13 protein-coding genes are annotated in these 18,992 nt (G+C 61.4%); 11 read left to right on the forward strand and 2 right to left on the reverse strand.

What is annotated here, in order from left to right:
* The first annotated feature begins 478 nt into the window (after positions 1 to 478).
* From DWZ15_RS05515 to ligA, 6 genes are all read left to right on the forward strand, one after another.
* The gene (locus DWZ15_RS05515) at positions 479 to 1,171 is read left to right on the forward strand and encodes a GntR family transcriptional regulator (protein ID WP_117736193.1); all 693 of its coding nucleotides are present in this window, start codon (positions 479 to 481) and stop codon (positions 1,169 to 1,171) included.
* A gap of 120 nt (positions 1,172 to 1,291) precedes the next feature.
* Positions 1,292 to 2,314: a LacI family DNA-binding transcriptional regulator gene (locus DWZ15_RS05520; protein WP_158572501.1), complete on the forward strand. Its 1,023-nt coding sequence runs from the start codon at positions 1,292 to 1,294 to the stop codon at positions 2,312 to 2,314.
* A 134-nt stretch (positions 2,315 to 2,448) separates the two neighbouring features.
* On the forward strand, positions 2,449 to 3,786 hold the full coding sequence (locus DWZ15_RS05525) for a glutamine synthetase family protein (protein WP_118449853.1): 1,338 nt from the start codon (positions 2,449 to 2,451) through the stop codon (positions 3,784 to 3,786).
* A 50-nt stretch (positions 3,787 to 3,836) separates the two neighbouring features.
* Positions 3,837 to 4,499: a response regulator transcription factor gene (locus tag DWZ15_RS05530; RefSeq protein WP_006234733.1), complete on the forward strand. Its 663-nt coding sequence runs from the start codon at positions 3,837 to 3,839 to the stop codon at positions 4,497 to 4,499.
* 208 nt (positions 4,500 to 4,707) lie between these two features.
* A complete protein-coding gene (locus DWZ15_RS05535; RefSeq protein ID WP_118449855.1) occupies positions 4,708 to 6,168 on the forward strand; it encodes a S1C family serine protease in 1,461 nt (486 codons plus the stop codon).
* 248 nt (positions 6,169 to 6,416) lie between these two features.
* The gene (gene ligA / locus DWZ15_RS05540) at positions 6,417 to 8,645 is read left to right on the forward strand and encodes an NAD-dependent DNA ligase LigA (RefSeq protein WP_118449857.1); all 2,229 of its coding nucleotides are present in this window, start codon (positions 6,417 to 6,419) and stop codon (positions 8,643 to 8,645) included.
* Positions 8,646 to 8,702: 57 nt separating this feature from the next.
* On the opposite strand, the gene DWZ15_RS05545 is transcribed toward ligA, so the two are convergent.
* A complete protein-coding gene (locus tag DWZ15_RS05545) occupies positions 8,703 to 9,542 on the reverse strand; it encodes a MerR family transcriptional regulator (RefSeq protein ID WP_233543612.1) in 840 nt (279 codons plus the stop codon).
* Between the two features lie 63 nt (positions 9,543 to 9,605).
* Entirely contained in the window at positions 9,606 to 10,952 is a 1,347-nt protein-coding gene (locus DWZ15_RS05550; RefSeq protein ID WP_117862461.1) for an MATE family efflux transporter, read from the reverse strand.
* Positions 10,953 to 11,211: 259 nt separating this feature from the next.
* Between DWZ15_RS05550 and DWZ15_RS05555 the strand changes: the two genes are divergently transcribed.
* From DWZ15_RS05555 to mobB, 5 genes are all read left to right on the forward strand, one after another.
* Positions 11,212 to 13,032, forward strand: coding sequence for an ABC transporter ATP-binding protein (locus DWZ15_RS05555; protein WP_118449859.1), 1,821 nt, complete (start codon positions 11,212 to 11,214; stop codon positions 13,030 to 13,032).
* Positions 13,025 to 14,923, forward strand: a complete 1,899-nt coding sequence (locus DWZ15_RS05560; protein ID WP_118449861.1) for an ABC transporter ATP-binding protein — start codon at positions 13,025 to 13,027, stop codon at positions 14,921 to 14,923. The genes DWZ15_RS05555 and DWZ15_RS05560 overlap by 8 nt, the downstream gene beginning before the upstream one ends.
* A 215-nt stretch (positions 14,924 to 15,138) precedes the next feature.
* The gene (locus DWZ15_RS05565; protein WP_118449863.1) at positions 15,139 to 16,176 is read left to right on the forward strand and encodes a hypothetical protein; all 1,038 of its coding nucleotides are present in this window, start codon (positions 15,139 to 15,141) and stop codon (positions 16,174 to 16,176) included.
* Positions 16,177 to 16,410: 234 nt separating this feature from the next.
* A complete protein-coding gene (gene moaA, locus DWZ15_RS05570) occupies positions 16,411 to 17,466 on the forward strand; it encodes a GTP 3',8-cyclase MoaA (RefSeq protein WP_233544644.1) in 1,056 nt (351 codons plus the stop codon).
* Positions 17,467 to 17,470: 4 nt separating this feature from the next.
* Complete coding sequence (gene mobB / locus DWZ15_RS10850) at positions 17,471 to 18,775, forward strand: molybdopterin-guanine dinucleotide biosynthesis protein B (protein ID WP_118449865.1); 1,305 nt, start codon at positions 17,471 to 17,473, stop codon at positions 18,773 to 18,775.
* Positions 18,776 to 18,992: the final 217 nt, after the last annotated feature.

The following is an 18,992-nucleotide window of genomic DNA, read 5'->3' on the forward strand; positions in this document are numbered from 1 at the left end:
CCGGATGGTAACGGGCCGATTATTGTCAAGTTATAGCAAAGTATAGCGACGTACAGCAAAGTATAGTGAAATATGGCAAGCCGTATAGCGCGCCTTGATTATCAACCCTTGATTATCAACCGTCCGTATTTCACAGCAACTTATAACAGGCTCGGGGTGCCAATTTGGGGTGCGGTAGTGCTGCGTCACGAAAAGGGCCTATCTACTACGTTTAAGCCGCAGGGGCCAACCATAGTTGGCTTTTACGAAAATCGACAAGCTGTCTACCTGCGGTTTTGTTTTCACGGTTTTCGGTATGGCCGAGGCTATCCGTGTTAACGTAGTAGATGGGCCACTTTTGTGGCAAGGGGGCCGATCTGCGGGCCAGGGTAGCTAAAAGAGCCCCGTCCCAAAAAGACTGATTGGGAGCTGGGGCGTGTCGATGCGATAGTATTACGTGGTGGAATTCGACAAACCGTGAGCTTCATACGAGGGCTTTATGGAACAACACCAGCATTATCAGAGCCTGCAAGATCAGGCATATAACGCATTGCGCTCCAAGATTATCTATGCTGAGCTCAAACCCGGCACGCGCCTTTCGGCGATTGGTCTGGAAAAGGAGACAGGAATCGGGCGCACGCCCATTCGCGAGTCTTTTGTGCGCCTGCGCGAGCAGGAGCTGGTGGAAACGCGTCCCAAAAGCGGCACCTATGTCTCAAAAATCAGCATGGAGCACGCCGAGAACGCCTGCTTCTTGCGCGAGAAACTCGAGAGAAGCGTGCTTATTAAATGCTGTTCGGCCGCCACGCCCGAGCAAAAGCAGCGGCTTGAGCAGATTCTTGCCGAGTCCGAATCGCTCGACCATCGCGAAACGCGTCGCTTTTTCGACTTGGATAACCTGTTTCATGAGACGTGTTTTGAGATTGCCGGCCGCCATATGTTGTGGGATTGGATGAAGAGCGTCAACACGCATTTTGAGCGATACAACTGGTTGCGTATGGTGTCGCAGGATCTGGATTGGGAACCGATTCGTCGGCAGCATCGCCGGATTCTCGAGGCCATTAAGAAGGGCGACACCGACACGGCGAGCTATTTGGCAGAGACGCACTTGCATCTGATGCCCGAGGAGCAGGGCCCGGTTATCGCCTTGCATCCCGACTATTTCGAGCTGCCCAAAGACTCGGCTATCTAACTCGCGCCCTTTATTAGCTGCGGTGAAATTAAGATCGCTCTGCGGGTCTGGTGGCGTAGGCAGTTCGCATAAATGCCTAAAATGGCCCAGACTGCCGACAATTGGGAAACGGGGTGCGCTATGGCGCAGATGAGAATCAAGGACATTGCCGCCGAGGCGGGCGTGAGCCCGGCCACGGTCTCGCGCTATCTCAACAACCGTCCCGGGCAGATGACCGAGGAAACCCGCGCTCGCATCGCGGCGGTTATCGAGCGCACCGGCTATCGTCCACGTGCCGCCGCGCGCAATCTGCGCAGCTCGCGCACCAACCTCATCGGCGTGATCTTGGCCGACATTGCTAACCCGTTCTCCAGCGCCATGCTCGAAGGGCTTTCCGCTAGTGCCGCCGCGCGCGGCTGCTCGCTTATGACTGCCATTAGCGGCAATGATTCCGCCAAGGAAGCAGAGTCGCTCACCAGACTTATCGATGCCGGCGTGGACGGTCTGGTCGTCAATACCTGCGGAGGCAACGACAAGGCGATCGCCGCGGCTGCGGGACGCCTGCCCGTCGTGCTGCTCGACCGCGATGTTGCCGACGGCGGTGTCGATCTGGTGACCTCCAACAACCGTGAGCTGGTCGCCGGCCTGGTAGACGCCTTGGCCTCTGCGGGCAGCGAGCGCCTGTGCCTGCTCACCGAGGCAAGCGACGACAGCCCCGTGCGTCGCGAACGCGCCGAGGCGTTTGCCGATGAGCTCTCGCGCCGCGGCCTGGCCGGCGAGGTCGTCACCTTGGCGGACGGTGGTGTCGAGGGTGTCAGTCGCCTGGACGAGACCATCCGCGGCTATGCGGGTAAAAAGCTCGGCCTCATTGCCGTCAACGGTCTGGTCTTCCTGCGTCTGACCGAGGCGCTGGCACAGCTGGGTCCCTCGCTGCCGGCGGGCCTCAAGATCGCGACGTTTGACGATTACCCTTGGAACCACGTGCTCTTTGGCGGTGTGACCACGGCCGCGCAGGACACCCTCACCATTGCCGAGCGCGTGGTCGAGCGCCTGTCCGAGCGCATCGACGTCGTTACCACTACGGTGGGCGACGCCGCAAAGCTCGCCCCCAAGCGCATCGAGGTCCCCGGCCACATCGAACACCGCGCCTCGACCTCGCGCTAACCATTCGTTCGTGACGGCTTGTTCGCGCACGTTTTTTGAGCGCTTGATACGCTTTAACCCTGCGGAAACATTTTTCTGCGATAGTATCTGCGATATAGACCAGTCGAAACCCGCCCGAAAGAAAGGGGAGCGACATGAACCAGCAGAACATCGATTACGTACTCCGCTCCGTAGAGCAGCGTGACATCCGCTTTGTGCGTCTGTGGTTTGTCGACATTCTCGGCCGCCTCAAGAACTTTGCCATTAGCCCCGAGGACCTCGAGGTCGCTTTTGAGGAGGGTATTGGCTTTGACGGCTCCGCTATCGAGGGCTTTGCCACGCCCGAGGAAGCCGACATGCTGGCGTTCCCCGATGCTTCGACCTTCCAGATCCTGCCGTGGCGCCCGAGCCACAACGGCGTAGCCCGCGTGTTCTGCGATGTGTGCACTCCCGATCGCAAGCCGTTTGCCGGCGACCCGCGCGATGCCCTGCGCCGCATGTTCCGCAAGGCCGAGAAGGCTGGCTATCTGCTCAACGTGGGTGCCGAGCTGGAGTATTACTACTTCCCCGACGAGCACACGCCCGAGCCGCTCGACAACGTGGGCTACTTCGATCTTTCGGTGAGTGACGCAGCCCGCGACCTGCGCCGCAACACGGTCCTCACGCTCGAGAAGATGTCCGTGCCCGTGGAGTACACCTTCCACGCCGCCGGTCGCTCGCAGCACGGCATGAGCCTGCGCCACGCCGAGGCCCTGAGCATGTCCGATGCCATCACCACGGCCAAGCTCATCATTAAGCAGCAGGCCTACGAGAGCGGTTGCCACGCCTCCTTTATGCCCAAGCCGTTGGCGGGCGAGGATGGCAGCGCTATGTTCCTGTGCCAGTCGCTATTCGACCACGACGGCAACAACGTGTTTTGGGGCGAGGACGACGAGAAGTACCATCTCTCCGAAATCGCCAAGCACTATATGGCCGGCATTCTGGCGCATGCCCGCGAGATCAGCGCCATCACCAACCCCACGGTCAACTCGTACAAGCGCATCACCACGGGTGGCGACTCCGTGCCGCAGTACGCCACGTGGGGCCTGCGCAACCGCGCGAGCATGGTCCGCATCCCGGTCTACAAGCCCGGCAAGCAGCTGTCCACGCGCATCGAGCTTCGTAGCCCCGACCCCATGGCCAACCCGTACCTGGTCAACGCCGTCACGCTGGCGGCTGGTCTGGACGGCATCGAGCGCAAGCTGGAGCTCCCGCCCGAGGCCACGGCCGAGACGCTCAAGCTCACCGACCGTCAGATGGTCGAGGCCGGCTACACGCCGCTGCCGCGCTCGCTCAAAGAGGCGCTCGACGTCTTTGAGGACTCGCAGTTTATGAAGGATGCTCTCGGCGAGCACATCCACAGCTTCTTCCTCAAAAAGAAGCGCGACGAGTGGCATAAGTTTGAGTCTACGATCACCGAGTGGGAGATCAAGCACTACCTGGCGAACTCCTAATCGCGCTGGCTTGTTCCAGTACGATTGAGCTCATTTCTTTGGAGGCCGATATGTCCGAAAAGAGTGCCCTGTTCATGGCGCGCACGACGCGCTTCCACGAGTTTGCCCGCAGCTTGACGACTACCCTGGGTGTCGAGGTGAGCCTGGCAACCCCTGATTCGCCAACTGCGGCGCACGACTTTGACCTGCTGATTCTCGATTCCGATGGCATCCGCAGCGACCGCATCGATCAGATTGCCAAGTGGCTTGACGACCGCGGCGGCGTTCCCATGCTGGTGATCGTCGACGACGAGGCGCTCGGCACCCTGCGCCTGCCGAATCACGCGCATGCCGACTTTGTATGCCCCACGGCGACGCCCAACGAGCTCAAGGCTCGCGCGCAGCGCCTGATGGGCGAGGAGGAGACCGTCACCGCCGACGATGTGCTCAACATCGATAACCTCGAGATCAACCTGGCTACCTACCAGGTGACGCTCGATAACGAGCCCATCGACCTGACGCTGATGGAGTACTCGCTGCTGAGCTTTTTGGCGACGCATCCCAACCGTGCCTACAGCCGCGAGGTGCTGCTGCACCGCGTATGGGGCTTTGAGTACTGCGGCGGCACGCGCACCGTCGACGTGCACATCCGACGCATCCGCTCCAAGGTGGGCCCGCAGATCGCGGCGCACATCACCACCGTCCGCGGCGTGGGCTATCTGTTTAAGGACTAGATTTCCACCACAAAGGGGACAGACACCTTTGTGGTGGTTTTGACGCAGGTGCGGGCTCCTTTCGAGTTTGCAGCAGAACTTAAGCCTTCCTAAAAGATTGCGTTCTCGTACACGTACGCCCGCATATTGGGGTACAACTCAACGTGAACAATGATGGCCCGCCACATGTTTGGCGGGCCTTTGGTTATTTGACGAAAGGATCGCAGCCATGAGCGAGAACGATTCCCAGCGTCCCCAGGATGCGGGCAACGCCGGCGAGACTCAGCAGCAGCCGCGCGTGCAGGTGGAGTCGACGCCTGCCGACAGCAACATTCCCTACGTGCAGGCCTACGATACGCAGACCGGCAAGCCGCTGGGCGGCCAACAGGTCGTGAACAAGCACACGGTGGTCAAGACCAAGACCAAAAAGCTACCGATCTTTATCACAGCGCTTGCCGGCTGCGCATGTGGTGCCCTGCTGGTCATCGCGCTCATTATGAGTGGCACGCTCGATATCGGTGGCGGCAAGAATGCCGTGACGGCGGGCGCTTCGGGTTCGTCGACGCAAAAGATCACGATCGACTCCGAGGACACCACGCTGGCCGAGGCCGTTTCTGCCAAGGCCCTGCCCTCCGTGGTTTCCATTACCGCCACTTCGAGCGGCAGCCAGAATGGCTCGCTTTCGCAGTCTGCCGACGAGTCGGACAACTCGGGCAGCGTCGGTTCGGGCGTGGTGCTCGATACCGAGGGCCATATCCTCACCAACAACCACGTGGTCGATGGCTATGACCAGTACGTGGTGACCATGGATGACGGCACTACGTACGAGGCCGAGTTCGTGGGCAACGATGCCTCGAGCGACCTGGCCGTCATCAAGCTCAAGGACGCCGATGCTTCCAAGCTCACCCCGATCGAGATCGGCGACTCCTCCAAGCTCAACGTGGGCGAGTGGGTCATGGCGATCGGTTCGCCGTTTGGCAATGAGCAGTCTGTCTCCACGGGCATTGTGTCGGCGCTGTATCGCTCCACGGCCATGAGCTCTACCAGCGGTAACACCATCTATGCCAACATGATTCAGACCGATGCCGCCATCAACCCGGGCAACTCCGGTGGCGCGCTCGTTAACGACAATGGTGAGCTGGTGGGCATCAACTCGCTCATCGAGAGCTACTCGGGCTCCAGCTCGGGCGTGGGCTTTGCTATTCCCGTTAACTACGCCAAGAACATTGCCGACCAGATCATCGACGGCAAGACGCCGGTGCATCCGTACATGGGCGCCACGCTTTCGAGCGTCAATGCGCTTAACGCCCGCACCAACAAGCTGAGCACCGATAGCGGCGCGTACGTGGCGAGCGTCGTCGAGGACGGTCCCGCCGCCAAGGCTGGCATCCAGGAGGGCGATGTCATTACCAAGCTGGGCGACGATGAGATTTCGAGCGCCGATGGTCTGATCATCGCGCTGCGCAGCCACGAGGTGGGCGAGAAGGTCGAGATCACGCTCATGCGCGGCAAGGAAGAGAAGAAGGTCACGGTCGAGCTGGGCTCCGACGAGGAGCTGCAGAACCAGCAGCAGAATGACAGTGCAACCGACACTGGCAACGGCGGTATTACCGATGAGCAGCTGCGCCAGTACCTGGAGGAGCTGCTCGGCCAGCAGGGCCAGGGCCAGGGCTACGGCCAGGGTTTCTAACGAGCTGTATCGCACATATCGAAGCCAGAGGGGCTGTTCCGCCAACGCGGGACAGCCCCTCTTTTCGCGATGATCCCTTGGAGACGGAGGAAAACGGATCATTTAGAAACGGCAAGGGCATGGTTTGAACGCGCGATCCACTCCAGTTTGATGGCTGCCGATTCGGTGCGGTTGGAAAGGGCGATTTGGCTCCATCGCGACCGGTGGTACTCTTGTATCCGTTTGAAATCGAGCGAAGGAGTGCCGCTATGGAGCAATCGAGCCTGTTTGGTGACGGCGTGGACATCGATACCGAAACGCCCGCGGGCGCGGATGCCGCTGCACCGGCCGACGCCCATGCCCAGGCCGCCGCGCGCGCGGCCGAGCTGCGCCACGAGCTCGATTACCACGCGTACCGCTACTACATGCTCGATGCGCCCGAGATCACGGACGCCGCCTTCGACAAAATGCTCGTTGAGCTGCAGGAAATCGAGGCGACCTATCCCGATTTGGTGACGCCCGACAGCTATACCCAGCGCGTGGGCGGATACGTGAGCGAGCAGTTTACGCCTGTCACGCACATGGCACGCATGTATTCCATGGACGATGCCATGGATTTGGACGAGCTCGACGCGTGGCTCCAGCGCACCGAGGATGCGCTCGGTGCCGGCAGCGTCACCTATACCTGCGAGCTTAAGATCGACGGCTTGGGCGTCGCGCTTACCTACCAAAACGGCACCTTCGTACGCGCCGCCACGCGCGGCGACGGTACCACGGGCGAGGATGTGTCGCTCAACGTGCGCACCATCAAGGATGTGCCCATGCATCTGTCCGAGGCAGCGCTCACCCACATGGGCGCCGACCGCGAGCGTACCATTGAGGTACGCGGCGAGGTGTACATGCCCAAGGGCAGCTTTGTTCGTCTGAATGAAGAGGCCGATGCCGAGGGCCGCGACCCCTTTGCCAACCCGCGCAACGCCGCCGCCGGCAGCCTGCGCCAAAAGGACCCCAAGGTCACGGCGCGCCGCGACCTGGCTACCTTTATCTACGCCATTGCCGATACCGATCCGCTGCACGTCCACAGCCAGCGCGAGTTCCTGGACTGGCTGCGTAGCGCCGGCTTTAGCGTCAACCCCAACGTTGCCCGTTGCGCCACACCCGCTGAGGTTCACGAGTTCTGCGCCCAGGCGCTCGAGCATCGCGGCGACTTGGACTACGACATCGACGGCGTGGTCGTAAAGGTGGACAGCTTTCAGCAGCAGCTCGACTTGGGCTTTACCGCCCGCGCACCGCGCTGGGCCATTGCCTTTAAGTTCCCGCCCGAGGAAAAGCAGACCGTCCTGCGCGAGATTCGCATCCAGGTGGGCCGCACCGGTGTGCTCACGCCGGTCGCCGAGTTCGACCCGGTGACGGTTGCCGGCTCCACCATCGCGCGCGCCACGCTGCACAACATCGACGAGATCCGCCGCAAAAACGTGCGCGAGGGCGACACTATCATCGTGCACAAGGCGGGCGACGTAATCCCCGAGGTCGTGGGCCCGGTGCTCGACAAGCGCCCGGCCGACAGCGTTGACTGGCAGATGCCCGAGGTCTGCCCCGTGTGCGGCAGCCCCGTGGTCCACGAGGATGGCGAGGTCGCCTACCGCTGCGTGTCCATTGACTGCCCGGCGCAGCTCAAGGAGCGCTTGCTCCACTGGGTGAGCCGCGGCTGCATGGACGTTGATGGCCTGGGCGACGAGATCGTCGACAAGATGATCGCTGCCGGCCTGATCCACGATGTCGCAGACTTCTACCAGCTCACGGTCGATGACATCGCAGGCCTGGATACGGGGCGCGTGTACGCGAGCACCAATAGCAATAAGGGCGTTAAGAAGGGCGATCCTATTCCGGTAGGCCTCAAGACGGCCGAGAAAATCATCGCCGAGCTCAACAAGTCCAAGAGCCAGCCACTCGGGCGTGTGCTGTTTGCCCTGGGCATCCGTCATGTGGGCAAGAGCGTGGGCGAGGTCATCGCCGAGCGATTCCTGTCGATTGACAAGCTCATCTTGGCGAGCGAAGAGGATATTGCCGAGTGCGAGGGCATCGGTCCCAAGATTGCGGCGAGCGTCAAACAGTTCCTGGCCGTGCCCGAAAACCTCGCCGTGCTGGAGCGCTTGCGCCAGGCTGGTCTGTCGCTTGAGGTCGACTTGGGCGCCGCGCACGCGCAAGCCGCAGCCGACGCTGGGGTGGCGGGCGAGCTTGCCGACGCACAGCCGCTTGCGGGTCTGACCTTTGTGCTCACCGGCACGCTCGTCAATCGCACGCGCGACGAGGCGGGTGCGGCGCTCAAGGTGCTCGGCGCCAAGGTTTCGGGCAGTGTTTCTAAGAAGACGAGCTACCTGGTCGCCGGTCCCAAAGCGGGCTCCAAGCTCACCAAAGCCGAGCAGCTGGGCGTACCCGTGCTGGACGAGGACGCACTCGAGCAGATCTTGGCTACCGGCGAGGTGCCTGAGGCGTAAGGCATCGATAGCCAAATTGAAGAACCGCCCGGAAGCACGATGCCTTCCGGGCGGTTCTTACTTTGCTGGGGCAACCGGCACCGTGATCTGCGTTACGTAGGTTGCCGGGTCGTCGCTGATGATGTCGTCGATCAAGGCGATCTCGCGCGAGGGGCCGGCGGGCGTCAGGTTGTGTTCGCGCATATAGCTGAGCAGCCGCTCGTAGCGCGGGGCTGCTTGTCCGTGCGTGCCGCGGAAGCTTATGGTTAGGCAGCGCGCGGCGGGCCGCACCTCGACGTCGCCCAAGTAATCATCGGTGTCATCGAGCAGCAGGAAGACCTCGTCGTAGCCATCAAAGTCGCCGGCGGCGAGGCGTTCGGGCGCGATGCCCACACCCAGATTGCCCAGATAGGCAAAGGTTTCGTGCTGCCCCTGCTGAAGCTGGCGGATATGCCATCCCAGCGAATAGGCGTCGGTGGGATTGACGCGCTCGTGCAGCGTGGCGCAGCGAAGTTCGGGTTCCTCGATTTCGCTAATGGTGTCGAGATCAGCATTCAAAGCGCCATGAAGCAAGGCAAGCCGCTGGTCAATCTTGCGCGACATGCGCTCCAACTCACGCCGCCTGTGCTCAATTAACTCCTGTTGCTTGGTCAGTTGCCGTTGCATCAAATCCATATCGCGCGTAGTGACAAACTCGCGAATCTGGGCCAGCGGCAGGTCAAGAACGCGCAGGTTGCCGATGGTGTTGAGGGTGGAGAGCTGCCGCGATCCGTAGTAGCGGTACCCACTCGTCGGATCGACATATGCCGGTTCCAATAGCCCCATCTGTTCGTAATGGCGCAGTGTGCCCACGCTCAAATTGAGCAAGCGCGCCACCTCGCCAATGCGGAGCAGGCCCTCGGTGTGTTCGCTTGGCATGTCGGTCACAGGACCGCTCCTTTCGGTAAAACAGGGGAGAGGCGCTAGGCCTGCGTTGCCCCGCTACGCCATCAGCTTGTCAAAAGTTCCGCGGCGGTTGAGCACGGTAAATGCAATCACGCAGATGGCCGCCGACAGAATCGACCCGCACGGCGAGGCGATACCCATGGGGAACAGCGTGTCGGAATAGGCGTTCGACAGCAGCCATGCGCCGGGTACGCGAATGAGCGCCACGGCCAGCACGTTGTGCGCAAAGCCGATGTAGCTCTTGCCGTATGCAGCGAAAAAGCCGCTAAAGCAAATGTGGATGCCGGCAAAAATCGCGTCGAAAATATAGCTGCGCATATAGCCGGTGCCGGCGGCGACCACCGCGGGGTCCTTGGCAAAAAAGCCGATAAACGCCGGCGCCACCAGCCACATCAGCACCGTGATCAGGCAGCCGTACACCACCGAGACGGTCATGGCATCCTTGAGCACCTGGCGCGCGCGGTCGCCCTTGCCTGCGCCGGCGTTTTGCGCCGTGAGCGCGCTGACGGTAGCGCCCATGGAACTCGGCACGATAAACAAAAAGCTGATCATCTTTTCGACCAAGCCTACGGCGGCGGCATCAACCAGGCCGCGGTGGTTGGCGATGACGGTGATGAACATAAACGCCACCTGGATGCAGCCGTCCTGCACGGCTACGGGCACGCCGATCTTAAGGATGCTGCCGAGCACCTCGGGCTGGGGGCGTAGGTCGCTGCGCTTGAGGTGAATGTGCGTACGGCGGCTCTTGAGCCACACGAGCGCGAGAGCCACGCTCGCCGTCTGCGCGATGACTGTGCCGAGTGCCGCGCCTACGGGGCCGAGCCCCATGTGGCCGATAAACAGAAAGTCGAGCGCGATGTTGATGATGCATGCCACGCCAATCACGTACATGGGCGAGCGCGAATCGCCTAGGCCGCGAAAGATGGCCGAGAGGATGTTGTACGCGGCGATAAAGGGAATGCCCATAAAGCAGATACGCAGGTAGGCGGCGGTGCCTTCGACCGCCTCGGCCGGCGTGCCAATGAGTGCCACAATCTGCGGACACAGTGCGAGCAGGACAGCGGCCAGCACCACCGAGACACCCATAAAGAGCGTGATGGTGTTGCCGATGGCGGTCTCGGCGCGGTCAAACCGACGCGAACCCACGGCGTGGCCGACGATAACCGTCGTTCCCATGGCCAGGCCCACGAGCGTCACGGTAATGATATAGAGCGTCTGCGCGCCGTTGCCCACGGCGGTGATGCCGGCGGCGCCGCTAAACTGCCCCATCATGTACAGGTCGGCCATGCCGTAGAGCATCTGCAAAAAGTACGAGAGCATATAAGGCAGGGCAAAGACCGCGATGGTCTTAAGGACATTGCCGCGTGTGAGGTCGTGTTCCATGGGCGGGGCTTTCTGGCTTGGTCTGTTTACGTACCAGTGTAGTGAAAACCCTACAACGATTATAGAGTCAAGGTTTATGTTGGCAGTGGGGCGAAAAAGTCACGCTCGCGTTCATTTCTAATTGAACACAGGGGCGCGTCCTGCGAGCTTGGTGCCTGCACTAGCCTTGCAGAAATCGATTTCGGAACACTTGACACCGCCGCACGGCGCGCCATAATACGTGGGTTTGCGAACAACGTTTGATGGGGGATGAACCTGCGTGCGCAATCTCAAGATTCTGTTTTCCTATCTGGGGGCATACCGCCGCGATGCCATGCTCGGCGTGCTCTTTGTGACGGCCGAGACGGCGCTCGAGCTGTTTATCCCGGTCATCATGGCAAATATCATCGACGTGGGCGTTCCCGCGGGCGACATCAACTACATGCTGTTGCAGGGCACGAATATGTTGGTATGCGCCGCATGTTCGCTGGTACTTGGCTTGGGCTATGCGCGCACGTCTGCTCGCGTCGCCTCGGGGCTGGGCGCTAACCTGCGCGAGGCCGAGTATCGCAAGATCCAGACGCTCGCCTTTGGCAATCTGGACAACTACGACGCCAGCTCGCTCGTCACTCGCATGACCACCGACATCACCGTGATTCAAAACGCCATCGGCAACGGCTTTCGCCCCATGGTGCGCGGCCCCGTGACGCTCATCGTCGGCTTGGTCTATGCGCTGGTGCTGTCGCGCCCGCTCGCTACGGTATTCGCGATTATTCTGCCAGTGCTGGCGATTGTACTGGGCGTTATCACCTATCGCGTCAGCCCGCTCTACCGCCAGCTGCAGACCTCGATGGACCATCTCAACGGTGTGGTGCAGGAGGACCTCACCGCCGTGCGCGCCGTCAAGGCGTACGTGCGTGCCGAGCACGAGGAGGCCAAGTTCGATGCCGTCAATACCGAGCTTGCGCATACGGCGACGAAGACCTTTGGCAACGCCGTGCTCAACCTGCCGGTGTTTCAGCTGTCGATGTACGTGGCGGCGCTTTCCATTCTGTGGATCGGCGGGCGCATGATTCTTGCCGGCGAGCTCGGCGTGGGCTCGCTCACGGGCTTTATGAGCTATGTGCTGCTCATCATGAACTCGCTCATGATGATTTCCAACGTGTTTTTGCTGATCACGCGCGCACTTGCCAGCGTGGAGCGCATCTCGCGGGTGCTCGACGAGCGTTCGCTTATCCAGGCGCCCGACGTTGCCACTGCCGTGCACGGGGTGGCCGACGGAAGCATCGAGTTTCGCGACGTGTCGTTTAAGTACCGCGCGGATGCTGCCGAGGATGTGCTCGAGCATATCGACCTTCGCATCGAGAGCGGCTCAACGGTGGGCATCCTCGGCGGCACGGGCTCGGGCAAGAGCTCGCTTGTACAGCTGATTGCGCGCCTGTACGACGCCACTGAGGGCACCGTGCTTGTGGGCGGACACGACGTGCGCGACTACGACCTTGCGGCCCTACGCGACGCCGTGGGCATTGTGCTGCAAAAGAATGTGCTGTTCACGGGCACCGTGCGCGAGAACCTGCAGTGGGGCAATCCGCAGGCGTCGGACGATGAGCTCCTCGCGGCTTGCCGCGCGGCGTGCGTGGACGAGTTCCTTGATCGCATCGGCGGGCTGGACGGAGAGCTGGGCCAAGGCGGCGCCGGTGTCTCGGGTGGCCAGAAGCAACGCCTGTGCATCGCGCGCACGCTGCTCAAGCATCCGCGCGTGCTCATTTTTGATGACTCCACCAGCGCGGTCGATATGGCGACCGACGCCAAGATCCGCGAGCATATCGCTCAGATTCCCAACACGACGGTGATTGTCATTGCGCAGCGCATTGCGAGCGTCATGGATGCCGCCCGCATTATTGTGTTGGACGACGGCCGTGTCCACGGCGTGGGCACGCATGAGGAGCTGCTGGAGGGCGATAGCATCTACCAGGAGATTTACGCCTCGCAGATGGAGTTTGCGGGGGATACTGGCGTCGCGAATGGCGTAAATGATCCGTCTTCCGCCGGCCCCAACGAATCAATTCAAGCCACGGAAGGGGGCGAGCGCCATGCCTAAGACATCCGCTCAGGCCCGTCCCATCAATCTGACGCAGACGCTTCGCCGCCTGCTCTCCTACATGGGTCACGCCAAGTTCTCGCTGCTCGCAGTGGGTGTGCTTGCCTCTGTTGCGGCCATCGCGAGCCTTGCCGGTACCTACATGGTGCGCCCCATCGTCAACGGTTTGGCAACGGGCGGCGAGGAACTGCTCGCCAGGCAGGTTATCTTTACTGCTGCCATCTACGCCGCGGGCGTGCTCTCGGCTCTGGGCTACTCACAGATTATGGTGCGCGCGGCTCAGCGCGTGGTCTCCGATATCCGCCGCGACCTGTTTGCGCACATCCAGATGCTGCCGCTGAGCTACTTTGACAGCACACGCTCGGGCGGCATCATGAGTTTCTTTACCAACGATGTCGACACCGTCTCCGAGGCGCTCAACAACAGCTTTGCCAACGTGATCCAGGCGAGCATCCAGATGGTCGGTACCACGGCTATGCTCATCATCCTCAACTGGCAGCTCACGATTATCACGCTCGTGTGCGATGTGGCCATTGTGCTGTATGCGCGCTACTCGGGCACGCGCTCTAAGCGTTTCTTTGCCGCCCAGCAGGCATCGCTTGGCGACCTGGACGGATATATCGAAGAGATGGTCTCGGGTCAAAAGGTCATCAAGGTCTTTAATCACGAGGCAGCGAATGTCACCGGCTTCACCTGCCGCAACGACGAGCTTCGCCGCACCGGCGCTGCCGCCGTGAGCTATGCCAACTCCATGGTGCCCATGACCGTCGTGATTGGCTACGTCAACTATGCTATCGTCGCCGTGGCGGGCGGCATGCTCTGCATCAAGGGGCTCGCCGACGTGGGCGCGCTTGCAAGTTACCTGGTCTTTGTACGCCAGGCGGCCATGCCCATCAACCAGTTTACGCAGCTGGGCAACTTCTTGCTCAATGCGTTGGCCGGCGCCGAGCGCTTGTTTGCCGCGATGGACCTTGAGCCCGAGGTGGACGAGGGCCGCGTGGAACTGGTGCAGACGGGCGATGCCGCGTGGGCGTGGAAGATTCCCGAGGGCCAGGGCGTGGGCGCGTACGGGCACCTGCATGATGTGGCTGCCGTTGATGAGTCGGGCCGCGCGGTGGCTGCCGACGGTACCGAGCTCACGTGCGGCTTGGTCCCGCTTGCCGGCGACGTGCGCTTCCATGCCGTGGACTTTTCCTACGTGCCGGGCACCCGCGTGCTCACGGACCTCAACCTGTTTGCCAAGCCGGGGCAAAAGATCGCCTTTGTGGGCTCCACAGGCGCCGGTAAGACGACCATCATCAACCTCATCAACCGCTTCTACGAGGTCGATGACGGCGAGATCACGTACGACGGCATCGACGTCAAGCACATTGCCAAGTCCAGCCTGCGCGGGTCGCTCGGCATTGTGCTGCAAGACACGCACCTGTTTAGCGGCACCATCGCGCAGAACATCCGCTTTGGCAAGCTCGACGCGACCGACGAGGAGGTGCGCGCCGCCGCCGAGGCCGCCTGCGCGGATTCGTTTATCCGCCGCCTGCCTAGAGGCTACGACACACCGGTCACGGCCGACGGCGCCAACCTGTCGCAGGGCCAGCGCCAGCTGCTCGCCATCGCGCGCGTGGCCGTCGCCGACCCGCCGGTGCTCATCTTGGACGAGGCTACGAGCTCCATCGACACGCGCACCGAAAAGCTCATCGAGCGCGGTATGGACCGCATCATGCGCGGACGCACCACGTTTATGATCGCGCACCGCCTGTCCACCGTGCGCGATGCCGACGCGATTATGGTCCTCGAACACGGCCGCATCATCGAGCGCGGCACGCACGAAGAGTTGCTCGCCCAGCACGGCGAGTACTGGCAGCTGGCGCATGGCTTAAAAGAGTTGGATTAACCCGTTCGAGCACGATGCTTTGACCCCTCCGTGCTCCTCACCTCCCCTCAAACCATCACAACATTCGCCGTTTTTTGCCAAAATCGAGAAAAGCATCGAATGTTGTGATGGTTTTTCTACCACTCGATCGGGCGGAATCGCTTTCTTGCGTACGAAGGTGTGCGGACCCGTGTGCGGGGGAATAAGGTCGGTTATCCGACTCCATTGGAGGGCTCATGGACCTGCCGATCGTCCTGTCCCATAAGACTGCCTGGCTGTACCACAACGTGGCGCGCCCGTTCGAGCCGCTCTCGCGAGCAAGCAGCCTATACGATGAGGACTCGCTTGCTAGCGAGGCGGAGTCGACCGCGAGCCTGCCCAAATTGGGGCTCGATGCCAAGGGGCTGAGGGCTTCAACGGCAGTTGGGATCGTTACCGACTATCTGGTCTCGCTTGGTATTCCACGAGAAGAGCTCGATCATATCGACACGCTCGTCAACTTCGATTTTGAGCGCTCGACGCCGGCTGGATTTAGGTGCCATGTGTTTGGAGCGCCGGTACCTCCAGGCCATCTTATCGAGGTGGCAGAGGGCCTTCTGGTGGTTGATGAGGCCATGTGCTTTGTCCAGGCGGGTTCGTGGATGAGCGAACCCGAGCAGCTGGAATATGGCTACGAAATCTGTGCCCGATACCATTTGAATCATCTGTCGACAGACGATTATGTCGAGATGAGGCAGAGATATACCGTTGCCGACATGATTGCCTATTGCAATGAGAACCGATCTCGTCAGGGGGCTATACGCGCGGCCGCCGTGCTCAGGCGCGTGTACGATGGCGCGCGGTCGCCCATGGAGACGGCCACCGCAATCATGGTCGTAGCAAAACGTTCTCAGGGCGGGCTAGGATACGTCAAGGTTGAGCTCAACCATCGGGTCGATGTTCCCAACGAGTTCAAGTATCTCGCAAAGGCCGGGTATTTCGAGATCGACGTATATGCGCCTGCGAGCGGTACGGGAATTGAATACAACGGCTCGGACCATCTTGATAAACAGCGCAGCGCGTCGGATGCGGAGCGTATGACCGTGCTGAGCGCGCTGGGCTTTAGGATGATCGTCCTCACCGGGACTCAGTTTGCCCATCAGCTGCAATTGCACCGGGCGATGAACGCCATCGCACTCGCGATAGGCCTTAAGTGCGACCGAAGCGAAGCGTTCCAAAAGCGGCAGAACGACCTGCGAGAATTCGTGATTCGGCACTGGGACAGCGGTCTTTAGGGGCGCTTTGGTCCTTCTACGGGGTGCCGTGGGCAGGCAAACCATCACAACATTCGACGTTTTTTGCCAAAAACGGGAAAAACATCGAATGTTGTGATGGTTTGCGTGTTGAGGATGGGCTTGGAAAGTCCGTTTTGCTCAAAGCGACCTGTCCTGTCGTACGGGTGTCGGCATGATTCTCCCGTGGGGTATTATGTTTTCCGAAGAATAAAACGCCGCGTGAGGGGAGGCTGCGTGGACGGGCACGTGCAACATGACGGCTTTGGCCGCGATATCAACTACCTGCGCATTGCCGTTACCGACAAGTGCAATTTCCGCTGCATTTACTGCATGCCGGCCGATGGCGTGGCACCCCGCGCGCACGACGAGCTGCTCAGCGCCGAGGAAATCGCCCGCTTTGTGCGCTTGGTAGCGGGGGAGGGCATTCGCCGCGTGCGCCTGACGGGCGGCGAGCCGCTGGTCAGCCGCCGTATCATTCCGCTCATTCGCGACATCCGCGCGATTCCGCAGATCGAGGACATCTCGCTTACCACCAATGGCGCCCTGCTGCCCAAGCTGGCGCCGCAGCTCAAAGATGCCGGGCTTAACCGCGTCAACATCTCGCTCGACACGCTCGACCCTACGCTCTTTGGAAAGATCACGCGTCTGGGTCGACTCGAGCAGACCGTGGCGGGTATCGACGCGGCGCTGGCTTGGGGCTTTGAGCCCGTTAAGATCAACTGCGTTGTTGTGCGCCGGCTCAACCAGGATGTGGCGGCCCTCGCGCGGCTCACGCTCGACCGCCCCATCCACCTGCGCTTTATCGAATACATGCCCATCGGCGATGAGCACACGAGCTCGCATTGCACTGTGGACCCGCATGCGCCCGCGCTCAATCCCGAGTTGTGGGATGCGAGCGACACCGTGCCGAGCGACGAGCTGCGGACGCGCATCAATGCCGGGGCCGCCGCGGCGGGACTGGGCGAGCTCGAGCCGCTCGACATCAACGACGCTCCTGCCGGCGCGGGTCCTGCGCGCTATTGGCACTTTCCGGGCGCGGCGGGAACGGTTGGCTTTATTAGCGCCATGTCCAACCATTTTTGCGCGAATTGCAACCGTCTGCGCCTGACGGCCGATGGCAACGTGCGTCCGTGCCTGTTCAGTGATGCCGAGTATTCGGTGCGCGACGCCCTGCGCCATGGTGATGATATGCAGGTACTTTCGATTTGGCGCGATGCCGTGGCCCACAAACCGCAGGAACACGCGATAATTGAGGGCACGCAACGATTTATGTCCCAAATCGGAGGATGATCATATGGCCAAGAGCAGGTACGCCGATGCCACCAAGGCCGCTCGCAGGGCCGCGATGTCTGCCCACAAAGTCACGGCTGCGGCGAATGCTGGCAACGCCGACGCGTCCGCGCAGCCGACTGCCAGCGCTGTTGCCGAGCCCGCCCGCGACGCCCGTCGCGACGAGCTGACGCATGTGGACGCCAAAGGCGAGATGCGCATGGTTGACGTATCCGACAAGGCCGAGACCCATCGCATTGCCATCGCCGAGGGCACCATCCTCATGCACCCCGAGACGCAGGCTATGGTGCTGCAGGACCGCGCCAAAAAGGGCGATGTGCTTGCCTGTGCGCGCGTGGCGGGCATCATGGCCATCAAGCGCACGAGCGATATCATTCCCATGTGCCATCCGCTGCTCATTACCAAGAGCAAGTGCGACATTGCGCCCATCGCTGCGGCGGGGACGCCGGCCGAGGACGTGCCCGAGGGCTGGGCGCCGGCGCGCACGGATGGGCAGGTTGGCTTTCACGTACTGGTCACGGCCGGCGTGACGGGCAAGACGGGTATCGAGATGGAGGCCCTGACCGGCGCGAGTGCCGCGTGCCTTACGATCTATGACATGTGCAAGGCCGTCGATCGCGGCATGGAGATCGTCGACGTGCGCCTGCTGCACAAGGAGGGCGGCCGCTCGGGCGTGTGGGATCGTGCCGAGCGTCAGGCCGCTACTGTTGAGGCCGTGGGAGCCGCGGGCGACGCACCCGCGAGCGCACCCGTCGCCGTCGCGTCCGCAGCTCCCACTCCGGCCGTCCCCGCGATCGCGTTTATCGGCTACCAAAACTCGGGCAAGACCACGCTCGTCGAGAAGGTCATTGCCGAGCTCACCCGCCGCGGCCTGCGCGTGGGTTCGCTCAGGCATCATGGGCATCACGGCTTTGATATCGATGTGCCCGCTAAGGACACCTGGCGCCATCACCAGGCCGGATCCAAACACGTGGGGCTCATCTGCGCCACGCGCTGGGCGGAGTACGCCGACACGCGCGAGGAGGACGAGATGCCCGCGCGCGAGCTGCTGTCGCGCTACAACGATGTCGACGTGGTGATCATCGAGGGCTACAAGACCGAGGGCTTCGACAACATCGTCGTTGCGCGCTCGGGTGTCGACCGTCTGCGCGGCAAGAGCTCGCTCGACCTGGTCGACGGTCACACGCTGGCCCTTGCCTGCAACGAGGCCCTGGCGCGTCAGGCCTTCGACGCCGGCTTCGCGACCCGAGCCATCAACATCAACGACGCCCGAGCCATCTGCGATCTCATCCAAGACCATCTGGCCTAAAACCTGCCAAAAAGGGACAGGTTTATTTTGCAGGTTTTATCTGGGCAAACGTCATTTCCACCACAAAGGGGCCAGGCACCTTTGTGGTGGATTTTGCTTTGGTAGATGTGTGAGACATGCCTTACAATCTACCAAGTAGTTCATGACGGGTGAAAAACGGAGAGAAGGTGCTTGATGCGTCCTTAATTTTTCATGCGGATAGATTGATTTGACAGAC

The organism is Collinsella sp. AF29-7AC (assembly GCF_003475665.1).
GTDB lineage: Bacteria > Actinomycetota > Coriobacteriia > Coriobacteriales > Coriobacteriaceae > Collinsella.